This is a genomic window from Flavobacterium sp. AJR (genome assembly GCF_002156885.1).
GTDB lineage: Bacteria > Bacteroidota > Bacteroidia > Flavobacteriales > Flavobacteriaceae > Flavobacterium.
Window position 1 is genome coordinate 171,877 of sequence record NZ_NCWQ01000002.1, and the last position, 17,080, is coordinate 188,956.

The window sequence follows — 17,080 nt, forward strand, 5'->3', positions numbered from 1 at the left end:
TTTTTATGTTTATAAGAACACCAAGAATTATAGTGGACTTTGTACAATTAATGTATTTGCATCTATTTCTGCTTGTGGAACCTGGAAGGTAAATTTATTATCACCAGCAGGGATATTGAATTTTCCAAAAGTTGCATGATTAGATTCAGCATAATCTCTTACTAATGGAATACCTAAACGTTTCATGTCAAACCAAGCAAATCCTTCACCCCAAAGTTCAATTCTTTTTTGAAGAATGATTTCATTGATTAAGGCTGTACCTGTATTTGTAGATTTTACGTAAGAAGGATCTCTAGTTACTGTAATATCGTATAAAGTTTGAATTGCTTGCGCTTCGTTCCCTGATTTTGCATAAGCTTCAGCTTCGATGTAGTACATTGCAGCTGCTCTTAAGTAAATGTAGTCACCACCATTAACTGTAGGGTCTCTAAATTTTATGTTAGCATATGCTGGTAATTTAGGATAAGTAGTATTTCCGGTTGGAGCAACAAATGCTTTTTTTCTGTAATCGGTATCAGGGATAGCATCATATAGTCTTTTGTCTATATTTTTGTAAATCTCCCCACCACCTGCATAAGCAGAACCGTTAGTATTGTCAAAATGTCCAAAGAAACTAGCTACAAAAGAACTTTGTGCAGATGTTAATGCTATTCCCCACATAGTATCTTTGTTGCTCACGTCATAAAATCCAGTATTCCATTCACCCTCACTTAATAAAGGATATCCTTGTCTTGAAGTATGTGCTAGAGTTGCTGCCTCTGCATATTTACCCATTTCAAGGTAAATATCTGCTAAAAACGCCTGAGCAACTGATAGATTAACTGCAGAAGTATTTCTACGTGTATAAGTTTTTAATAAAGGAAGAGATTCTTTTAAATCATTTTCTATTAAAGTATAAACTTCATTAACAGTTGATCTTGCGTGTGGCTCTAATGATACTGTAGTGTAAATAGGTACACATAGGTCTGTTTGATGGCCTACATAAGTTGGGCCATACATACGTGCTAACATAAAGTAAAGGTAACCTCTTAAAGCTAATGCTTCTCCTCTAATGTTTTTCAGTTTTTCAGTTGTTGCCGCTTCAGCAGGAACTGCATTAAGAACGATATTTAAAGTCTTAATTTGTGGATAGTATGTACTCCAAGCAAGTTTAGATCTAATACTTGTTTGTTGTCTTCCTATATAGTTGTAAAAAGATCCATACCAGCTTGATTTTGTTTGCACAACATCATTTGACATTATATCTGTTGCTGCAAGAATAGATTTGTGTCCGTAATCTTCGTGGTTAGCCCCGATAGATAATCCGTATGATCTTAATGCAGAATATACACCGTTTATAATTGCAGCATACCCTTCTTCGGATGTTGCAAGCTGTTCGTCATTAATTGTTGATTCAGGTGTTGTGTTTAGGAATTCTTTATCACAACTTGTTAACATCAACAATGATAATGTTATAGTTAATATTTTTTTCATATTCTTAAAAATTTACTGTTAAACCAAATGAGATAGTTTTCATAACTCCATAAACATTTAATGACTGGCCATTATTTGTTCTTGAACCTAAATTGCTTAATCTTGGATCCATACCTTTTCTGTCAGACCATAATGCTAAATTAGTTCCCATTAAACTAAATTTAGTAGATGAAATTCCAAGATCTTGTAATTTGCTATTTTTGAAATCATAAGATATAGAAACATCTTGTAAGCTGATGTAATCTGATTTTGCTAAGAAATAATCAGAAGACGCCATTTGATATTGAGAAATATGGTCAATTCTTGGCATATCTGAATTCGGATTATCAACTGACCATGATTTAGCTATGTCTTTATGGTAGTTTTGACCTACATTATCGTCACCTGAACTTAAAGCACTTTGGTAAACACCATCATACATATATCCTCCAACTTGGTATGCAAAACTTGCTTGGAATGTGATGTTTTTAAATCTGAACATAGTTCCGAAACCACCATATACATCTGGATTTGCGTCTTTATCACTTAAGTACTGAGTTGCATTTCCGTAAACGTTTGTTGTTGTTTTACCAGTTACGTTTCCTGAAGCATCTTTTACATCCATGTACCATAGAGCGTCTCCATTAGTTTTGTCTACACCTGCAAATTCTCTTAGGAAGTAAGCATACGCAGGAGCTCCAACTTCAAATCTAAAGATACCACTTGTAAAAGGACTTGGTAATGAAGTTACTTTATTTTTATAATGCGTTGCATTAGCCCAAATGTTAAAGTCGATATCTTGTGTTTTGATTACATCAACACCTAAGTTAACCTCAATTCCTTTGTTAGACATGTCACCAATGTTTTCAGTAACAAACGGAATTCCAGTTGCTGGTGCATAAGGACGGTTATATATTAAATCACTTACATTTCTTTCGAAATATTCAGCTTCAAGATTTACTCTATTGAATAATTCAATTTCGAATCCAATATTTAAGTTTTTAGATTTCTCCCATTTAATCTTTTTGTTTCCTTCATATACAGTAACTACACTCGCGTTTCCGTCTGCATCAGGTAAAATCTCATATTGTGTTTGGTATGCATAGTAGTTTCTTTCACTTCCAAAGTAGCTACGGCTGCTGATTCTTGTAGAAGAAGGGTAGTAGATATTATCATTTCCTTGTTCTCCATAACTTCCTTTAATTCTTAAGTCAGTGATCCATTTAGTTTGAGGAAAGAAAGATTCTTTCGTTACAGACCATGCTCCTCCAAATCCGTAGAAATTACCCCATCTGTTTTCTGGTGCGAATACTGATGATCCATCTCTTCTGAAACTACCATTTACAAAATATTTGTTTTTGTAGCTATAATTTAATCTAGAGAAGAAGCCTTCTACTTTGTATATGTCATTGTAACCATCTAAATAAGAAAATCTAGTTGCATTACTAACTACTGGTAAACCTGGTATTACAACACCTGTTTTTTGTCCAGTCAACATTTTTGATGTGAAATCTGAAGACTCGTGTCCAACAAGTATATCAAGTGAGTGTTCTCCAAAAGATTTTTTCCAAGATAATAATTGTTGGTTTGTAATAGTATAATCATCTTTAGATGCTGTTCCTATACTACCGTTTACCCCTTGGTCATCTCCGCCAATTCCTGTTGTGCTATTTACATAGTATCCAGACATTAAGTCATAACCAAGATTGTATCTGAAGTTAAAATCTTTAAAGAAGTCGATAGATATGTAACCTCTAGCTCCAAATTTGTTTTCTTGATTTAAATTTGTATTTAATAATGTAGTTCCGTAAGGATTTAAGTTGAAACCATAAGGACGATCTCCAGATTGGTTAAAGTCATATACTTTCTCTCCTACTTTGTTCGTTACAATGTTTCCAGCCTCATTTCTAAGGTAAACAGGATAAATTGGAGCTATATTTCTTGCCCAGCTAAATAAGTTGCTGTATGTACCAGAACCTACTTGTGATATTGGTGCATTCTGATTAGAGTTTGCATAGTTAAGGTTGGCTCCTGCTTTAATTTTATCAGTAATCGTATAGTCAACATTAGATCTTAAAGTTACACGTTTAAAGTTTGAGTTAATTGTGTATCCATTATCAGATAGGTAACCTACAGATAAGTAAGAATTAAGTTTTTCTGAGCTACCCGCTAAGCTTAAAAAGTGCTCAATTCTTGTATTGTCGTTAAATAATGTTTTTTCCCAATTATCATGATATAATAATTGTGCATTAGGATTTATTTTTCCTGTAGCTGGATCAATTACTTGATCGTTTGCTACGTTGTAATTATTATACCCTAGTGAATAAGATGGGTTCCCACTGATTAAATTTTTTGATGCAGTTGCTGATGCTACCGCAGGAGTTTTTCCTTGAAAAATTAGACCATTTCTGATTCTTCCATAGGCAGCTTCGTAGTATTGCCCTGGATCAGTAATCATGTCGTATTCCGGAACAGCTCTAGAGTTAACTCCTATTTTTCCTTCGTAAGTAACTTTTAGTTGACCTTTTTTACCTTTTTTAGTTGTAACAATGATTACACCATTTGCTCCTCTACTTCCGTATAATGCATTAGATGATGCATCTTTTAAGAAACTGATAGACTCGATATCCTGAGTTGCTATAGCGTTTATATCTCCGTTATATGGAAAACCATCTACAACATACAAAGGTGCATTCGAAGACGAGATAGATCCAATACCTCTAAAACGTACTTGAGGCGCATCTCCAGGTTGTCCTGAATTTGCTTGGATTTGTACACCTGCAACTTTACCTGTTAAAGATTGAATTGCGTTAGATGCTTGTGTGTTTTCTAATGCTTTTGCATCAATTTTTGCAACAGCTCCTGTTATAGCTTCTTTCTTCTGAGTTCCAAAAGCTACAACCACCACGCCTTCAAGTTCCATTGCATCTCCCACTAACTTTGCGTTAACAACAGAAGATGTAGCTGGCTGTTCTTTACTTTTCATCCCAATGTAAGTGAAAAGAATAATTTGATTAGGCGACGCTTTAATTGAGTATTTTCCGTCGAAATCTGTTTGTGTTGCATTTTTTGTTCCCTTAACAGTTACCGTTACACCAGGTATAGGCATTCCAGTATCATCAGAAACAATTCCTGAAACAACTCTTTCTTGCGCAAAATTTAATTGCGCAACCAGTACCAATAGCAGTACTAAGAATCCATTGAATTTTAGTTTCATTTTTAAATATTTTGAATTAGTTTGACAAAAATCTTAATAATTTGTTAATCTTCCTAATGGATTTGCCTGCTTTTATCCGAAATATGTAAATAAACAAAATATTTCTTGTTAAAAAATCAATTTTTCATTGTTTTTTTATCTGTTTATTGTAGGTGATATCGTTAAATTTTTGAAAATATTTAATTTTTTTGGTTGGTTTTTTTTTGTTTTTTGTTTTTTTTGAGCAGAATAAAAGAAAAAAATAAAAGTAATTTTTGTTGTTAAATTATGGGTTAATAAATGCTTTTTTTTCTTGAAACATTCGAAAAAAGCATAGATAATAGGGGCTGTAGACCTTTTACGATATAGTTTTTTTGACTTTAAATTGTGAAATTTAACCTAGAATACAAGTGTTTTGGTATTCTATAAAAGCAATGTTATTAAATTGTTTTGTCTGTAACAGGAGTGTTATTGATTTGATTTTTGAAGTGTCTTTTTACTATTATTTTTGAAAATATTATTAAAAGTTAGTGTTACAGAAGCTGCATTTATTATTTGCGAATCTGTGTCTCTTGGGAGGTACTCATTGGCATAGCTTAATTCTATTTGTATGTCGTCTGTAAATAAATATCCTGCACCAAGGTTTAATCTATTGCGGTCAAAAAAACTTAACCCAGTAATTTTTGCATCTGATTTGAAGAATAATTCATCAGAAATTATAGCGTAAACTACACCTTCACGGAGTACTTTACTATTTATTGGTTTTAAGTATTTGATTTGTTGGCGATATCTATATATATCTTGATAACTACCGTTTTCATCTCTTATATATCGGAGTTCTATTCTCATTCTTGTGCTGAGAGTATATCCTATCTTATGAAAATAGTAAGTGCCTTGTAATGCAAACCTCCATTCAGGAGATTTAAATTGTCCTATTTCAGGAACATCTTTGTTGTCATAATAGGCTAAGAAGCTAGATAGTTTCCATCGAGGATTTAAGTAGAAGTGTCCCCATGTTCTAAGTGCTTTTTGTGTATTTGTGTGGAAAATTTGAGAAGAAGATTCTGTGCTGCTGTAGGTATTGTCAAGATTTAGTTCAAGGGACCATTTTTCATTTATAGTTCTGTTGAATTGAATCTCGCTCCAGAATTGATTATATGTAGAACTTTGTCCATGACTTATACTTGTAATTAGAAATATTACAAGTATAAATATGACTTTTTTTGTTGGAATGTTACGAATAGAATTGGAATGCATAAAAAATTATTTATAATTATTTATTTACCCTCTAATCTTATGTGTTGGTTTTATTTTCTTTGGCGGACAGCCTCATATAAAAAAGCTCCACAAGCAACAGAAACGTTTAGAGATCCTATTGTTCCAAACATTGGAAGTTTTGCTTTTTCATCAACTATTTTTAATACGGATGGATTGATACCTCTATCCTCAGATCCCATTATTATAGCGACAGCTTCATTTAATGAAACGTCATAAATGTTTTGATCGGTTTTCTCGGTTGCAGCTACAGTTTTTATGCCTGAACCTTGTAGGTAAAATATAGCATCTTTTATGTGTTCTACTTTACAAATAGGTACATTAAATACCGCTCCGGCAGATGTCTTAACAGTATCTCCGTTAACTGGGGCTGAGCCTGATTTCTGAACGATGATCCCGTTTACGCCAGTACACTCTGCAGTTCTGATAATGGCACCAAAATTACGGGCGTCAGATATTTGATCTAAAATTAAAAATAGGGGAGTACTTCCTGAAGCAACAGTTGAATCTACCAAATGTTCTAATTCAATAAATCCAATTGGTGATATAGTTGCTACTGCACCTTGGTGATTATTTGGGGTTAATCTGTTTAGCTTTTCAACAGGAACATATGAAAAATTTATGTTGGCGCGTTTCATCACTTTCATTAAATCTTTCATCAGTTCACCTGATATTTCTTTTTGTATGAAGACCTTGTCTACTTCTTTTCCTGATTGTATTGCCTCTATGATGGCTCTAATTCCGAATATTTGATGTTCTTTTTCCATACGGCAAATATAGTTATAATGTTCATATAAAAAAAAAGCCACTCTGAACGAACAGAGTGGCTTAATTATGATTACTAAGATAAAAAATTAGAATTTATCCCAGAATAGTTTTGTTGTTAATAAATCTCCACCGATAGCATCAGAAGCTGCTTTCCAGTTTGAATTATTTACTTGTTGTTCAAGAACTGGATATGTCATTCTTACTGGAACTTTACCACCAGCATTAGTAATAGCAGTAGGAGGTGCAACTAAAACAGGGAAATCTAATCTTCTCCAGAAATTCCATGAAGTTATACCTTGGTTAAACATTGCTACCCAAGCTTGTTCCCCAATTGATTTTTTCCAATTAGCTGGGTCGTATGGTTTTCCTGCAAGATAAGTAGTAGCATCTGCGGCTGTGCCGCCCCATTCTACTATTGAAGCTGTAACTGCAGTAGTGTAAGATGTTGCAGCTGCTGCTGTATTCCATCTAGCATTTGCTTCAGCTACATAAAAAGCAACCTCAGTATAGTTTAATATAATACCAGGAGTAGTACGAGTGTATGCAAATGCACCGATGCTAGAAAAATCACTATATTTTCCGCTTTTTCCAACTTCTTGACCTACAAAAATATCATCTGAAGGATCATCTGGAGTCTCATCTACTTTTGGTTCGTAATAATGACTTATTCTTGGGTCATTAGATGCATTCATATAATCAACTAATGGTTTAGCAGCGAAGAAATCATCTCTACCACTTGCAGCCAAGTTTTCAAACAAAGGGTTGAAATTTGGAGATGGAGATAAGTATTGAAATTGACAATTATTAGCAGGAGAAGTCATAACGCCTGCAGCTATAGCAGAAAGTGCTGTAGTCTGTGCTAAAGTTGGATTTGCATCGGCAATTCCGATTGCTAGTTTTAATTTTAAAGAGTTAGCAAGTACAATCCATTTTGCAATAGCTCCATTGTAATATTTGTCACCATCACTAAAAGTCTTAAAGCCAGTTGCTGTAATGTCTAAATTAGTTATATCTGTATTTATTCTTACGATTAAATCTTCATAAATTTTAGATGCATCATCATATGCTGGTAATGGGTAAGCAGTAAGATTTGCAGCTTGAGTATAAGGTATATTTCCAAAAGTATCTACAAGCATTTGAAATGTGTAAACTTGCATGATATCAATAATAGCCAATTGGTTTTTTTTGTTTTTTGGCCATGCTGGAGCTTCAGCAATAGTTGGTACATACGCATTAACCAGTTCTTTTGCTTTACCTAAGTTGTTCAATACATTTACATAATTATCAGTGTAAATGTTGTTAGAAACATTTCTGTTAACAAAGTCATAATTACTTTCGTTTACATAGATTGCTTCTTGCCAGTACTGCATCGTTAATCTGAAGTTATTTTCGTTTACACTAGGAGTGTTTACGTAATCACTTAATTCCTTTTGAGCATAATTTATAAGGGATCCAGGAACGGTAGTATAGGCGCTATTTGGGTCTGTGTTTATATCTTCACTAACACAAGCTGTCATCGACAGACCAATTGTTAGTATTGCTATGATTTTTTTCATTTCCATTTTTTTTAAAAATTAAGTTTGACGTTAAAAGAAATATTTCTTGTTGACGGCATAGGACCTGATTGGTATCCTTGTGTATTACCAGAAGATAATCCTGCTTCTGGATCAGAATAAGGAACGCTTTTGTCTATTATCCATAGATTATTTCCGATTATGCTAAATGAAGCTCCTTTTACAGAATTTCCTAATAAACTTGTTGGGAAATTATATGTAAATGCTACCTCTCTTAATTTTACAAAACCAGCATCGTAAACAAAATGTGCAGTAGGAGGATCTGTACTTAAAACTTGACTTGATTGAGATCTATCTAATCTCGTTGTGTTTGTTACATATTGTGGTTGTCCATTTCCAGGCACATAAGCAGGGTTTGCCATAACACCTTGTAAAAGTTCACCACCACCATTAGCAAGTGTGTTTCTTATAGGATTTCCTAAGTCGTTGTTTCCAACTGAATTTGCGTATATACCTGTTCCGTATCCGTAGTATTGATCAAGAGAGAAAAGACTTCCTCCTTTTTTTACATCAATTAAGAAGCTGAAAGAAACGTTTTTGTAAGTGAATCTGTTGTTTAAACCACCAGTCCAGTCTGCTTGGTATGTTCCTAATTCGTTGTCAGTAGTAGTAGATACTAAATAAGCACCATTATCTCCAATAACTTTATTACCAGCATTATCTAATACGTATGTTGTTCCCCAGATTGTACCATAATCTCTGTTAAGAGGGGCATTGATGCTGATTCCACCTTGTAAAGAGTTGATCTGAATGTTTTCAATACCTGGTGCTAACTCAGTAACTTTAGTGTTAGGGTTCGCCCAGTTAACATTAACATCCCAAGAAAAGTTTGCAGTTTTAACAGGAGTAACATTAAGGGATACCTCAAATCCTTTTGTTGTTAAGGTACCAGCATTCATATTATTAAACGGTGATCCAGTAGCTGTTGATACTGGTAAAGGTAAAATTTGGTTGTAAGCTTTGTTTTGGAACCAAGCAACGTCAAATCCAAATCTATTATCTGCAAATTGCATGTTTAAACCTAACTCAACATTGTCTAATTGTTGTGGTTTTAAATTAGGGTTTTTTGCAGTAGTATTGTAAGAATAAGCAGGTGTACCGAAAGGATTTCTGGCAGTATAGCTGTTTATAAGTAGGTTAGGATCAGTGTCGGAACCTACTTGAGCATAAGCAGCTCTAAATTTACCAAAGTTGATGAATTCAATATCTTTTAACCAATTTGAAAACACAACACTTCCAGATATTGCTGAATACCAATAGGTATTATTATCAGTAGGTAAGGCAGATGATTCATCTCTTCTCACAGATCCTTCAAGATAGTATGTTCCTTTATAACCTAAAGTTGCTTGTGCGAACATACCTAGAACTTCTTTTCTTGTTTTGATTGTTCTTGGTAGTGTTATAGCAGATACTGAGTTTGAGATTGTGTATATTCCAGGAATGTACAATCCTCCAGATGTTGATTGTTCCTCAGAAAATTTGCTTTGAACGTTAAAGTTTGTACCTAAGATAAAATTAAGGTTTAAATCTTCTGCTAAGTCTTTTTTGTAAGTAGCTAAGAAATCATAATTTTGTTCGCTATAATCAAACAAATTTAAAGCGTAACCAGATGGTTGGTTCACTGTGTTTAGTCCTAATGCATTTGCATATGAGCCTACAGCAATTCTGTCTTCTGTTTTCAAGTTAAATCCATCAGTACCCATTCTACCCATTAAGTTGATGCTTTTAGATACATCATAACTTATGCTTGCGTTTGCTGCAAATCTTCTTCTGCTATCATTGTTGTAATTTTGATCTCTTTGGAAATATGGATTGTCCCAAAAAGCAGGAGCTAGTGGGGTTGCATTATTTGGGCCTTTTATATTCCAAGTATAGTTTTGATTACTCATTCCATAAAGCTCTTTTTGTTCTTTGATGTCAACATTAGTTGGCCACCATTGTCTAAATCCAGCTATTGCGTTTCCGCCGTATCCAGTAGAGTTTCTGTTTGTTGTGTTTTGAGATACATAAGTTGCATTGAATGTAGAGCTTAATTTATCACTAAATTTATAAGTTCCTGCAAAATTGAAGTTATTCTTACTTAATAAAGAATTAGGTAATATATCAGAACTATTTGTGTTGGAATAAGTTAATCTATAAGTGGCTTTGTCTGAACCACCACTTAAAGCGATATTATTTACAGTTGTAGTACCAGTTTCAAAAAATTCAATAGGTCCATTTTTGGCAGCAACCCATGGTGTTTTTTTGCCAAAGGTAGCAGATCCAGGAGTGAAGGCACCATATTGCCAAACATCTTCGCCAGTATATTTAGGTCCGTATGAAGCATCATCACCTGTTGAAGTAAGTTTAGATCCTTGGTAACTACCCCAGCTATCTTCCCCGTTGTAACCTTGACCATATTCAGTTTGGTATTTAGGGAAAGTTTTTTTGTCTACAGTAGACATAATGTAAGAAGAAGAAAATTCTACTGATAGATCATTTCTTGCTTTTCCTTTTTTAGTTGTAATGATGATTGCACCATTTTGAGCTCTTGATCCATAAAGAGCTGTCGCTGCAGCACCTTTTAATACGTTAATCTCTGCGATATTATTTGGGTTGATATCTGATGCAGCATTTCCGTAATCTACACCACCTCTACCGCTTTTTTGATCTGCGCTATTTACGTTGTTGTTTAGAATAGGTACTCCATCTACTACAAATAAAGCTTGATTGTCTCCTAGCATAGATTTGAACCCTCTAAGAACTACGTTTGTAGATCCTCCAAAGTTTGTTCCTTGTGTTACGCTAAGACCTGCAACTTTTCCTGATAAGTTGTTTACAAAGTTTCCAGTAGGTACTGTGCTTACCTGCTCTGCTGTTACTGTTTGTGCAGAATAACCAAGAGATTTTTTCTCTCTTTTGATTCCTAATGCAGTAACTACTACTCCTTCAAGTTCTACTGATGAACTTGATAGCTTTGCACTCACTGATGTGGAACTTGCAGCTATTTCTTGGGTTTTCATCCCAATATAGCTAAATACTAATACTTGGGTTGGTGATGCTTTGATGGAGTATTTACCGTCAAAATCAGTTTGTGTTCCGCTTTTTGTTCCTTTAACTAATACACTAACACCTGGTAAGGGCATGCCTGTATTATCCGAAACAATACCTGAAACAACTCTCTCTTGCGCAAAAGTTAGTTGCGCCATTAGTACTAATAGTAGTACTAAGAATCCATTGAACTTTAGTTTCATTTTAAAATATTTTGAATTAGTCTGCCAAAAATCTTAATAATTTGTTAACTTTCCTAATAAATAAAACTTTTTTTTTGGTTTCAGTTAAAATTTAACATTATTGTATATTTCATTAAAAATGTTATAATACTGAGATATGTGTAATTTTATTGATGTTATTACAGGTTGGTTTTCGTTATTTGCAATTAATGCGGGGTTATTTTCAGAATTTAACATTATATTGGATGTTAAGTATGCTATTGTAAAATTTTATTCGATCTTCACTAGTGCTTCCGTTTGCAAGAGTTATTTGTAGCAGTCCATTTCTTGTTAAAATACCTAAACCTATTCCGATGCCGATTAAGTTATTTAATTTTTTTTTGTTCTCGGGTGTAGTTTTGTCTTGGTAAAGACCGTAGTCTGCAATGGTGTGTAGGTACAAGTTTGGTGTTGGTTGGTAGCGATATTCGGTTATTAGTAAATTGGTATTATTGGCTTGTAGGCTGTTTTCGGCAAAACCTCTTATGGAGTTAATTCCACCAAATCGATATAGTTCATTTGTTAGGTATGTGTTGCTCCAGAGGTAGTAATTTTTACTTCTTATGTAAAAACTATTTTTAATATTTATATAAAAAATGTTAATTAAGTCAATATTGGCATAATGTTGTTTGTTCTCTTCTGAATCTTCAGTTGTGTTGTTTGTGTTTGTTCTTTTTCCGAGACCTGCAGTTATGTTAATATTGGTTTTGGTTGGGAAGATGAAATTTTCGGGAGTTGTTTTTTTGTATTCAAATGTAGTCGTTGTAAAGTGGTTTTTGTAGTCTTGAATTAGAGCGCTGTTTGTATTTTGAATGTCGCTCGATTCGGTTGATTGGTATCCTATATATAGGTGGGAATTGTATTTTATGTAATATCCTAAAGCGATAGCGGTTTTTGTGTTCTGAAAAATACTGTCTTGTTTGAAAATCTCTAATTCAGCTTTTAAGCTTGTTGGTGTTTTGAATAGGTAAGGTATCTCGATTTTGCTTTTGAAAGTTGTTTGTTTGTTTCCATCGCTTTTCCAGTATAGAGAAAATTGTTCTCCACTATGTAGGGTGTTTTCAAGGTTTATGTCAAGATATCCATTAAGAGTTATTTTTTTGTTTTCGTTATTAGAAAAACCTATGTAGCCATCAAAAGTGTTGGATTTTCTTTTTTCGATATATATATAGATTTTGGTTGAGTCGTTTGAGAATAAAATTTCAGGAAATTTGCTTTGTTTTACAAAAGTGAATTTTTCAAAATCATTGTAGATTTCTGTAGTAGTTTCTTGATTGAATGTTTTTCCAGTATATTTTTTTTTAATCTGTTTTAGGTGTCCTTTTGGAAAAATGTTTGATTGGTTGCTTTGTGTGTAGTTTAATACAATCGAGTTTATTTCTCTCTTCTTTTCATTCTTAATAGAAATGTCTGCGTAAAGGGTGTTTTTCTTTCGTTGAATATTTGTGAGTTTTAGTTTTGTAAATGCGTACCCTAAATGTTCAAGTTGATTTATTTTTTTGTTTAAAAAAGATTCAATCTCTTCGTACCGGATGGTTATTATGTTGTTTATGGTGTTTGGAAAGATATTGTTAAGAATGGGGTTTTCTTTGTCTATATATATATGTATGGAGTTTATTTTTTCTTTTAGGTCAAATTTTACTATAAAGGTGCTGTCGTTTATGCGGTTATTTGTGATTATTTGATTGTCGATAAAACCTTTTGATGTTAGTTTTTTTGAGAATAATTCTATTTCATCAGTTAATGACTTTGTTGTTTTGTGTTTTTTTAGATAGGGGATGGAGTCGATAGTTTTGTCTTCAAAATTGTTGACTCCGTTTATTTTTAATTCAAAATACTGTGCATAGCATTGTAAACTTAGAGAGGTTATTAGTAATAAAGACAAGAGTGTTTTCAATTTTAAAAGTGTTTTATTAAAAGTAATGCAAATATCTAATCTTTGGGATAAAAATCATAAGGTTAAATAATGTTATTGAAAATTAATGCATTAACGTTTGTATAGTGAAAAATATTTTATACATTTGCAACCCCGTAAAAAGCGGGAATTTAATATACATAATAAATTTTTAGTATTAATTATGCCAACAATTCAACAATTAGTAAGAACAGGAAGAACTCAGATAACTAAGAAGAGTAAATCGGTTGCTTTAGATTCTTGTCCTCAAAGAAGAGGGGTTTGTACGCGTGTTTACACTACTACACCAAAAAAACCAAACTCTGCAATGCGTAAAGTTGCGCGTGTACGTTTGACAAATGGTAATGAAGTAAATGCTTACATCCCTGGAGAAGGACACAATTTACAAGAGCACTCGATAGTATTAGTTAGAGGCGGAAGGGTAAAAGATTTACCAGGTGTTAGATATCATATCGTTCGTGGAGCGCTTGACACGTCAGGGGTTGCAGGAAGAACGCAAAGAAGATCTAAGTACGGTGCTAAACGCCCAAAAGAAGCAAAAAAGTAATTTAAACTTTTAAAAAAAAGACATGAGAAAAAGAGCGGCAAAGAAAAGACCACTTTTACCAGATCCGAGGTTTAATGACCAATTGGTAACGCGTTTTGTGAATAACTTAATGTGGGACGGTAAGAAATCTACAGCTTTTAAAGTATTTTATGATGCAATTGACATCATCGAATCTAAAAAGCAAGATTCAGAAAAATCATCATTAGAAATCTGGAAAGATGCTTTAACTAATGTTATGCCTCACGTAGAAGTACGTAGTCGTAGAGTTGGTGGAGCTACATTCCAAATTCCAATGCAAATCAGACCAGATCGTAAGATTTCTATGGCAATGAAGTGGTTAATACTTTATTCTAGAAGAAGAAATGAAAAATCTATGGCTCAAAGGTTAGCTTCAGAATGTTTAGCTGCGGCTAAAGAAGAAGGTGCTGCTGTTAAAAAGAGAATGGATACTCATAAAATGGCTGAAGCAAATAAAGCATTCTCTCACTTTAGATTTTAATTCATAAGAAATGGCTAGAGATTTAAAATATACAAGAAATATAGGGATTGCTGCTCATATTGATGCTGGTAAAACAACAACAACAGAGCGTATTCTTTTTTATACTGGTAAAACACACAAAATTGGTGAGGTGCATAATGGTGCTTCTACAATGGACTGGATGGAGCAAGAAGCAGAAAGAGGTATTACAATTACTTCTGCGGCTACTACTTGTGAGTGGAATTTTCCAACAGAGCAAGGTAAAGTTTTGCCAGAAACATTGTCTTACCACTTTAATATTATTGATACTCCAGGACACGTTGATTTTACTGTAGAGGTAAATCGTTCTTTACGTGTACTTGATGGGTTGGTTTTCTTGTTTAGTGCTGTTGATGGTGTTGAGCCTCAATCAGAAACTAACTGGAGACTTGCTGATCAATATAGAGTTCCTCGTATGGGATTCGTTAATAAAATGGATAGACAAGGTTCTAACTTTTTGAATGTATGTCAACAAGTTAGAGATATGTTGAAATCTAATGCAGTTGCGATCACTTTGCCAATTGGTGAAGAGAATGATTTCAAAGGTGTGGTTGATTTAGTTAAAAATCAAGCTATTATTTGGCATGATGAAACTTTAGGGGCTACTTTTGATATTGTGCCTATCCCTGAGGATATGCTTGCAGAGGTAAAAGAATTTAGATCAATACTTATTGAGGCTGTTGCTGACTACGATGAGAATTTGTTGGAGAAGTTTATGGAGGATGAAGACTCAATTACTGAGGAAGAAATCAACAAAGCTTTAAGAGCGGCTACTATAGATATGGCAATCATTCCTATGCTTGCTGGTTCTTCTTTCAAAAATAAAGGAGTTCAGTTTATGTTAGATGCTGTATGTAAGTATTTACCATCTCCAATGGATAAAGAAGGTATTGAAGGGATTCATCCTGATGATGCTGATTTATTAGAGGAAGATCAAACAAAAATTCTTCGTCGTCCAGATGTAAAAGAACCATTCGCTGCTTTAGCATTTAAAATTGCTACAGATCCATTCGTGGGTCGTTTAGCTTTCTTCCGTGCTTATTCAGGTCGTTTGGATGCAGGTTCATATATTTTGAATACGCGTTCTGGAAATAAAGAAAGAATTTCTCGTATTTATCAAATGCATGCTAATAAACAAAATCCTATCGATTATATCGAAGCTGGGGATATTGGGGCTGCAGTTGGTTTTAAGGATATCAAGACTGGGGATACTATGTGTGATGAAAAACACCCAATTATTCTTGAGTCAATGAAATTCCCTGCGCCAGTAATTGGTATTGCGATTGAGCCTAAAACTAAGGCTGACGTAGATAAAATGGGTATGGCTTTGGCGAAATTAGCTGAAGAGGATCCGACATTTACAGTTAGAACAGATGAGGCTTCAGGGCAAACTATTATATCTGGTATGGGTGAGCTTCACTTAGATATCTTGGTAGATCGTATGAAACGTGAATTTAAAGTTGAAGTGAACCAAGGTGAGCCTCAAGTTGAGTATAAAGAAGCGTTTACAAGAAGTGCAACACATAGAGAGACTTACAAAAAACAATCAGGAGGTCGTGGTAAATTCGGTGATATCGTATTTACGCTTGAGCCAGCTGACGAAGTTGATGGTAAAGTTCCTGTAGGATTGCAATTTATTAATGCTGTAAAAGGTGGTAACGTTCCTAAGGAATATATTCCATCTGTAGAAAAAGGTTTCCGTGAAGCTATGAAAACTGGTCCTTTAGCAGGATATCAAGTAGATAGTTTAAAAGTGACTTTAACTGACGGATCTTTCCACCCTGTCGATTCAGATGCGCTTTCTTTTGAGTTAGCGGCTAGAATGGGGTATAGAGAAGTGGCTAAAGCTGCTGGGGCAATCATTCTTGAGCCAATCATGAAAATGGAAGTTATTACACCAGAAGAAAACATGGGAGATATCGTAGGTGATATCAACCGTCGTAGAGGTCAGGTTAATGACATGGGTGATAGAAATGGTGCTAAAACTATCAAGGCTGATGTGCCTTTATCAGAGATGTTTGGTTATGTAACAACATTAAGAACGCTTTCATCTGGTAGAGCAACATCTACAATGGAATTTTCACACTACGCTGAAACACCTTCTAATATTTCAGAAGCAGTTATCAAAAAAGCAAAAGGAAACGCTTAATCTTTAAGAAAATGAGTCAAAAAATCAGAATAAAACTAAAATCTTACGATCACATGTTGGTGGATAAATCTGCTGAAAAGATTGTAAAAACAGTTAAGAGTACCGGTGCTGTTGTAACAGGTCCAATTCCGTTGCCAACACATAAAAAACTTTTCACTGTACTACGTTCTCCGCACGTTAACAAAAAAGCAAGAGAGCAATTCGAAGTAATGTCATATAAGAGATTAATTGATATTTATTCATCTTCATCTAAAACTATTGATGCTCTAATGAAACTTGAATTGCCAAGTGGAGTAGAGGTTGAGATCAAAGTTTAAGTAGTTCAAGAGTAAAAAAAGGACGCTGCTTTTAGGCGAAAAATATTTTTTTTGGTTTGTGTGTAAATAAGTTATACTTTTGCACCTCTTAAAAAATAGGATTCGGTTTAAAAGCTGCG

The 17,080-nt window shown here is 34.0% G+C and carries 11 protein-coding genes; 4 read left to right on the top strand and 7 right to left on the bottom strand.

The window, feature by feature from the left end:
* Nucleotides 1-27: 27 nt before the first annotated feature.
* The 7 genes from B8T70_RS01170 to B8T70_RS01200 form a co-directional block, all read right to left on the bottom strand.
* Entirely contained in the window at nucleotides 28-1,473 is a 1,446-nt protein-coding gene (locus tag B8T70_RS01170; RefSeq protein ID WP_086893624.1) for a RagB/SusD family nutrient uptake outer membrane protein, read from the bottom strand.
* 4 nt (nucleotides 1,474-1,477) lie between these two features.
* Nucleotides 1,478-4,669, bottom strand: coding sequence for a SusC/RagA family TonB-linked outer membrane protein (locus B8T70_RS01175; RefSeq protein ID WP_086893625.1), 3,192 nt, complete (start codon nucleotides 4,667-4,669; stop codon nucleotides 1,478-1,480).
* 447 nt (nucleotides 4,670-5,116) lie between these two features.
* Complete coding sequence (locus B8T70_RS01180) at nucleotides 5,117-5,905, bottom strand: DUF2490 domain-containing protein (protein ID WP_086893626.1); 789 nt, start codon at nucleotides 5,903-5,905, stop codon at nucleotides 5,117-5,119.
* A gap of 50 nt (nucleotides 5,906-5,955) precedes the next feature.
* The gene (rlmB, locus tag B8T70_RS01185) at nucleotides 5,956-6,690 is read right to left on the bottom strand and encodes a 23S rRNA (guanosine(2251)-2'-O)-methyltransferase RlmB (protein ID WP_039111744.1); all 735 of its coding nucleotides are present in this window, start codon (nucleotides 6,688-6,690) and stop codon (nucleotides 5,956-5,958) included.
* An 87-nt stretch (nucleotides 6,691-6,777) separates the two neighbouring features.
* Nucleotides 6,778-8,247 (bottom strand): SusD/RagB family nutrient-binding outer membrane lipoprotein, encoded by a 1,470-nt coding sequence (locus B8T70_RS01190; protein WP_039117350.1) that lies wholly within the window; start codon nucleotides 8,245-8,247, stop codon nucleotides 6,778-6,780.
* A gap of 11 nt (nucleotides 8,248-8,258) precedes the next feature.
* The gene (locus B8T70_RS01195) at nucleotides 8,259-11,498 is read right to left on the bottom strand and encodes a SusC/RagA family TonB-linked outer membrane protein (protein WP_086893627.1); all 3,240 of its coding nucleotides are present in this window, start codon (nucleotides 11,496-11,498) and stop codon (nucleotides 8,259-8,261) included.
* Between the two features lie 202 nt (nucleotides 11,499-11,700).
* Entirely contained in the window at nucleotides 11,701-13,413 is a 1,713-nt protein-coding gene (locus tag B8T70_RS01200) for a ShlB/FhaC/HecB family hemolysin secretion/activation protein (protein ID WP_242667412.1), read from the bottom strand.
* Between the two features lie 181 nt (nucleotides 13,414-13,594).
* Between B8T70_RS01200 and rpsL the strand changes: the two genes are divergently transcribed.
* The 4 genes from rpsL to rpsJ are packed head-to-tail and all read left to right on the top strand — an operon-like array spanning nucleotide 13,595 to nucleotide 16,961.
* Nucleotides 13,595-13,978, top strand: coding sequence for a 30S ribosomal protein S12 (gene rpsL, locus B8T70_RS01205; RefSeq protein ID WP_007136570.1), 384 nt, complete (start codon nucleotides 13,595-13,597; stop codon nucleotides 13,976-13,978).
* Between the two features lie 22 nt (nucleotides 13,979-14,000).
* A complete protein-coding gene (gene rpsG, locus B8T70_RS01210; RefSeq protein WP_007803600.1) occupies nucleotides 14,001-14,477 on the top strand; it encodes a 30S ribosomal protein S7 in 477 nt (158 codons plus the stop codon).
* 10 nt (nucleotides 14,478-14,487) lie between these two features.
* The gene (gene fusA / locus B8T70_RS01215) at nucleotides 14,488-16,644 is read left to right on the top strand and encodes an elongation factor G (protein ID WP_086893628.1); all 2,157 of its coding nucleotides are present in this window, start codon (nucleotides 14,488-14,490) and stop codon (nucleotides 16,642-16,644) included.
* Between the two features lie 11 nt (nucleotides 16,645-16,655).
* Nucleotides 16,656-16,961, top strand: a complete 306-nt coding sequence (gene rpsJ, locus B8T70_RS01220) for a 30S ribosomal protein S10 (RefSeq protein ID WP_011963470.1) — start codon at nucleotides 16,656-16,658, stop codon at nucleotides 16,959-16,961.
* Nucleotides 16,962-17,080: the final 119 nt, after the last annotated feature.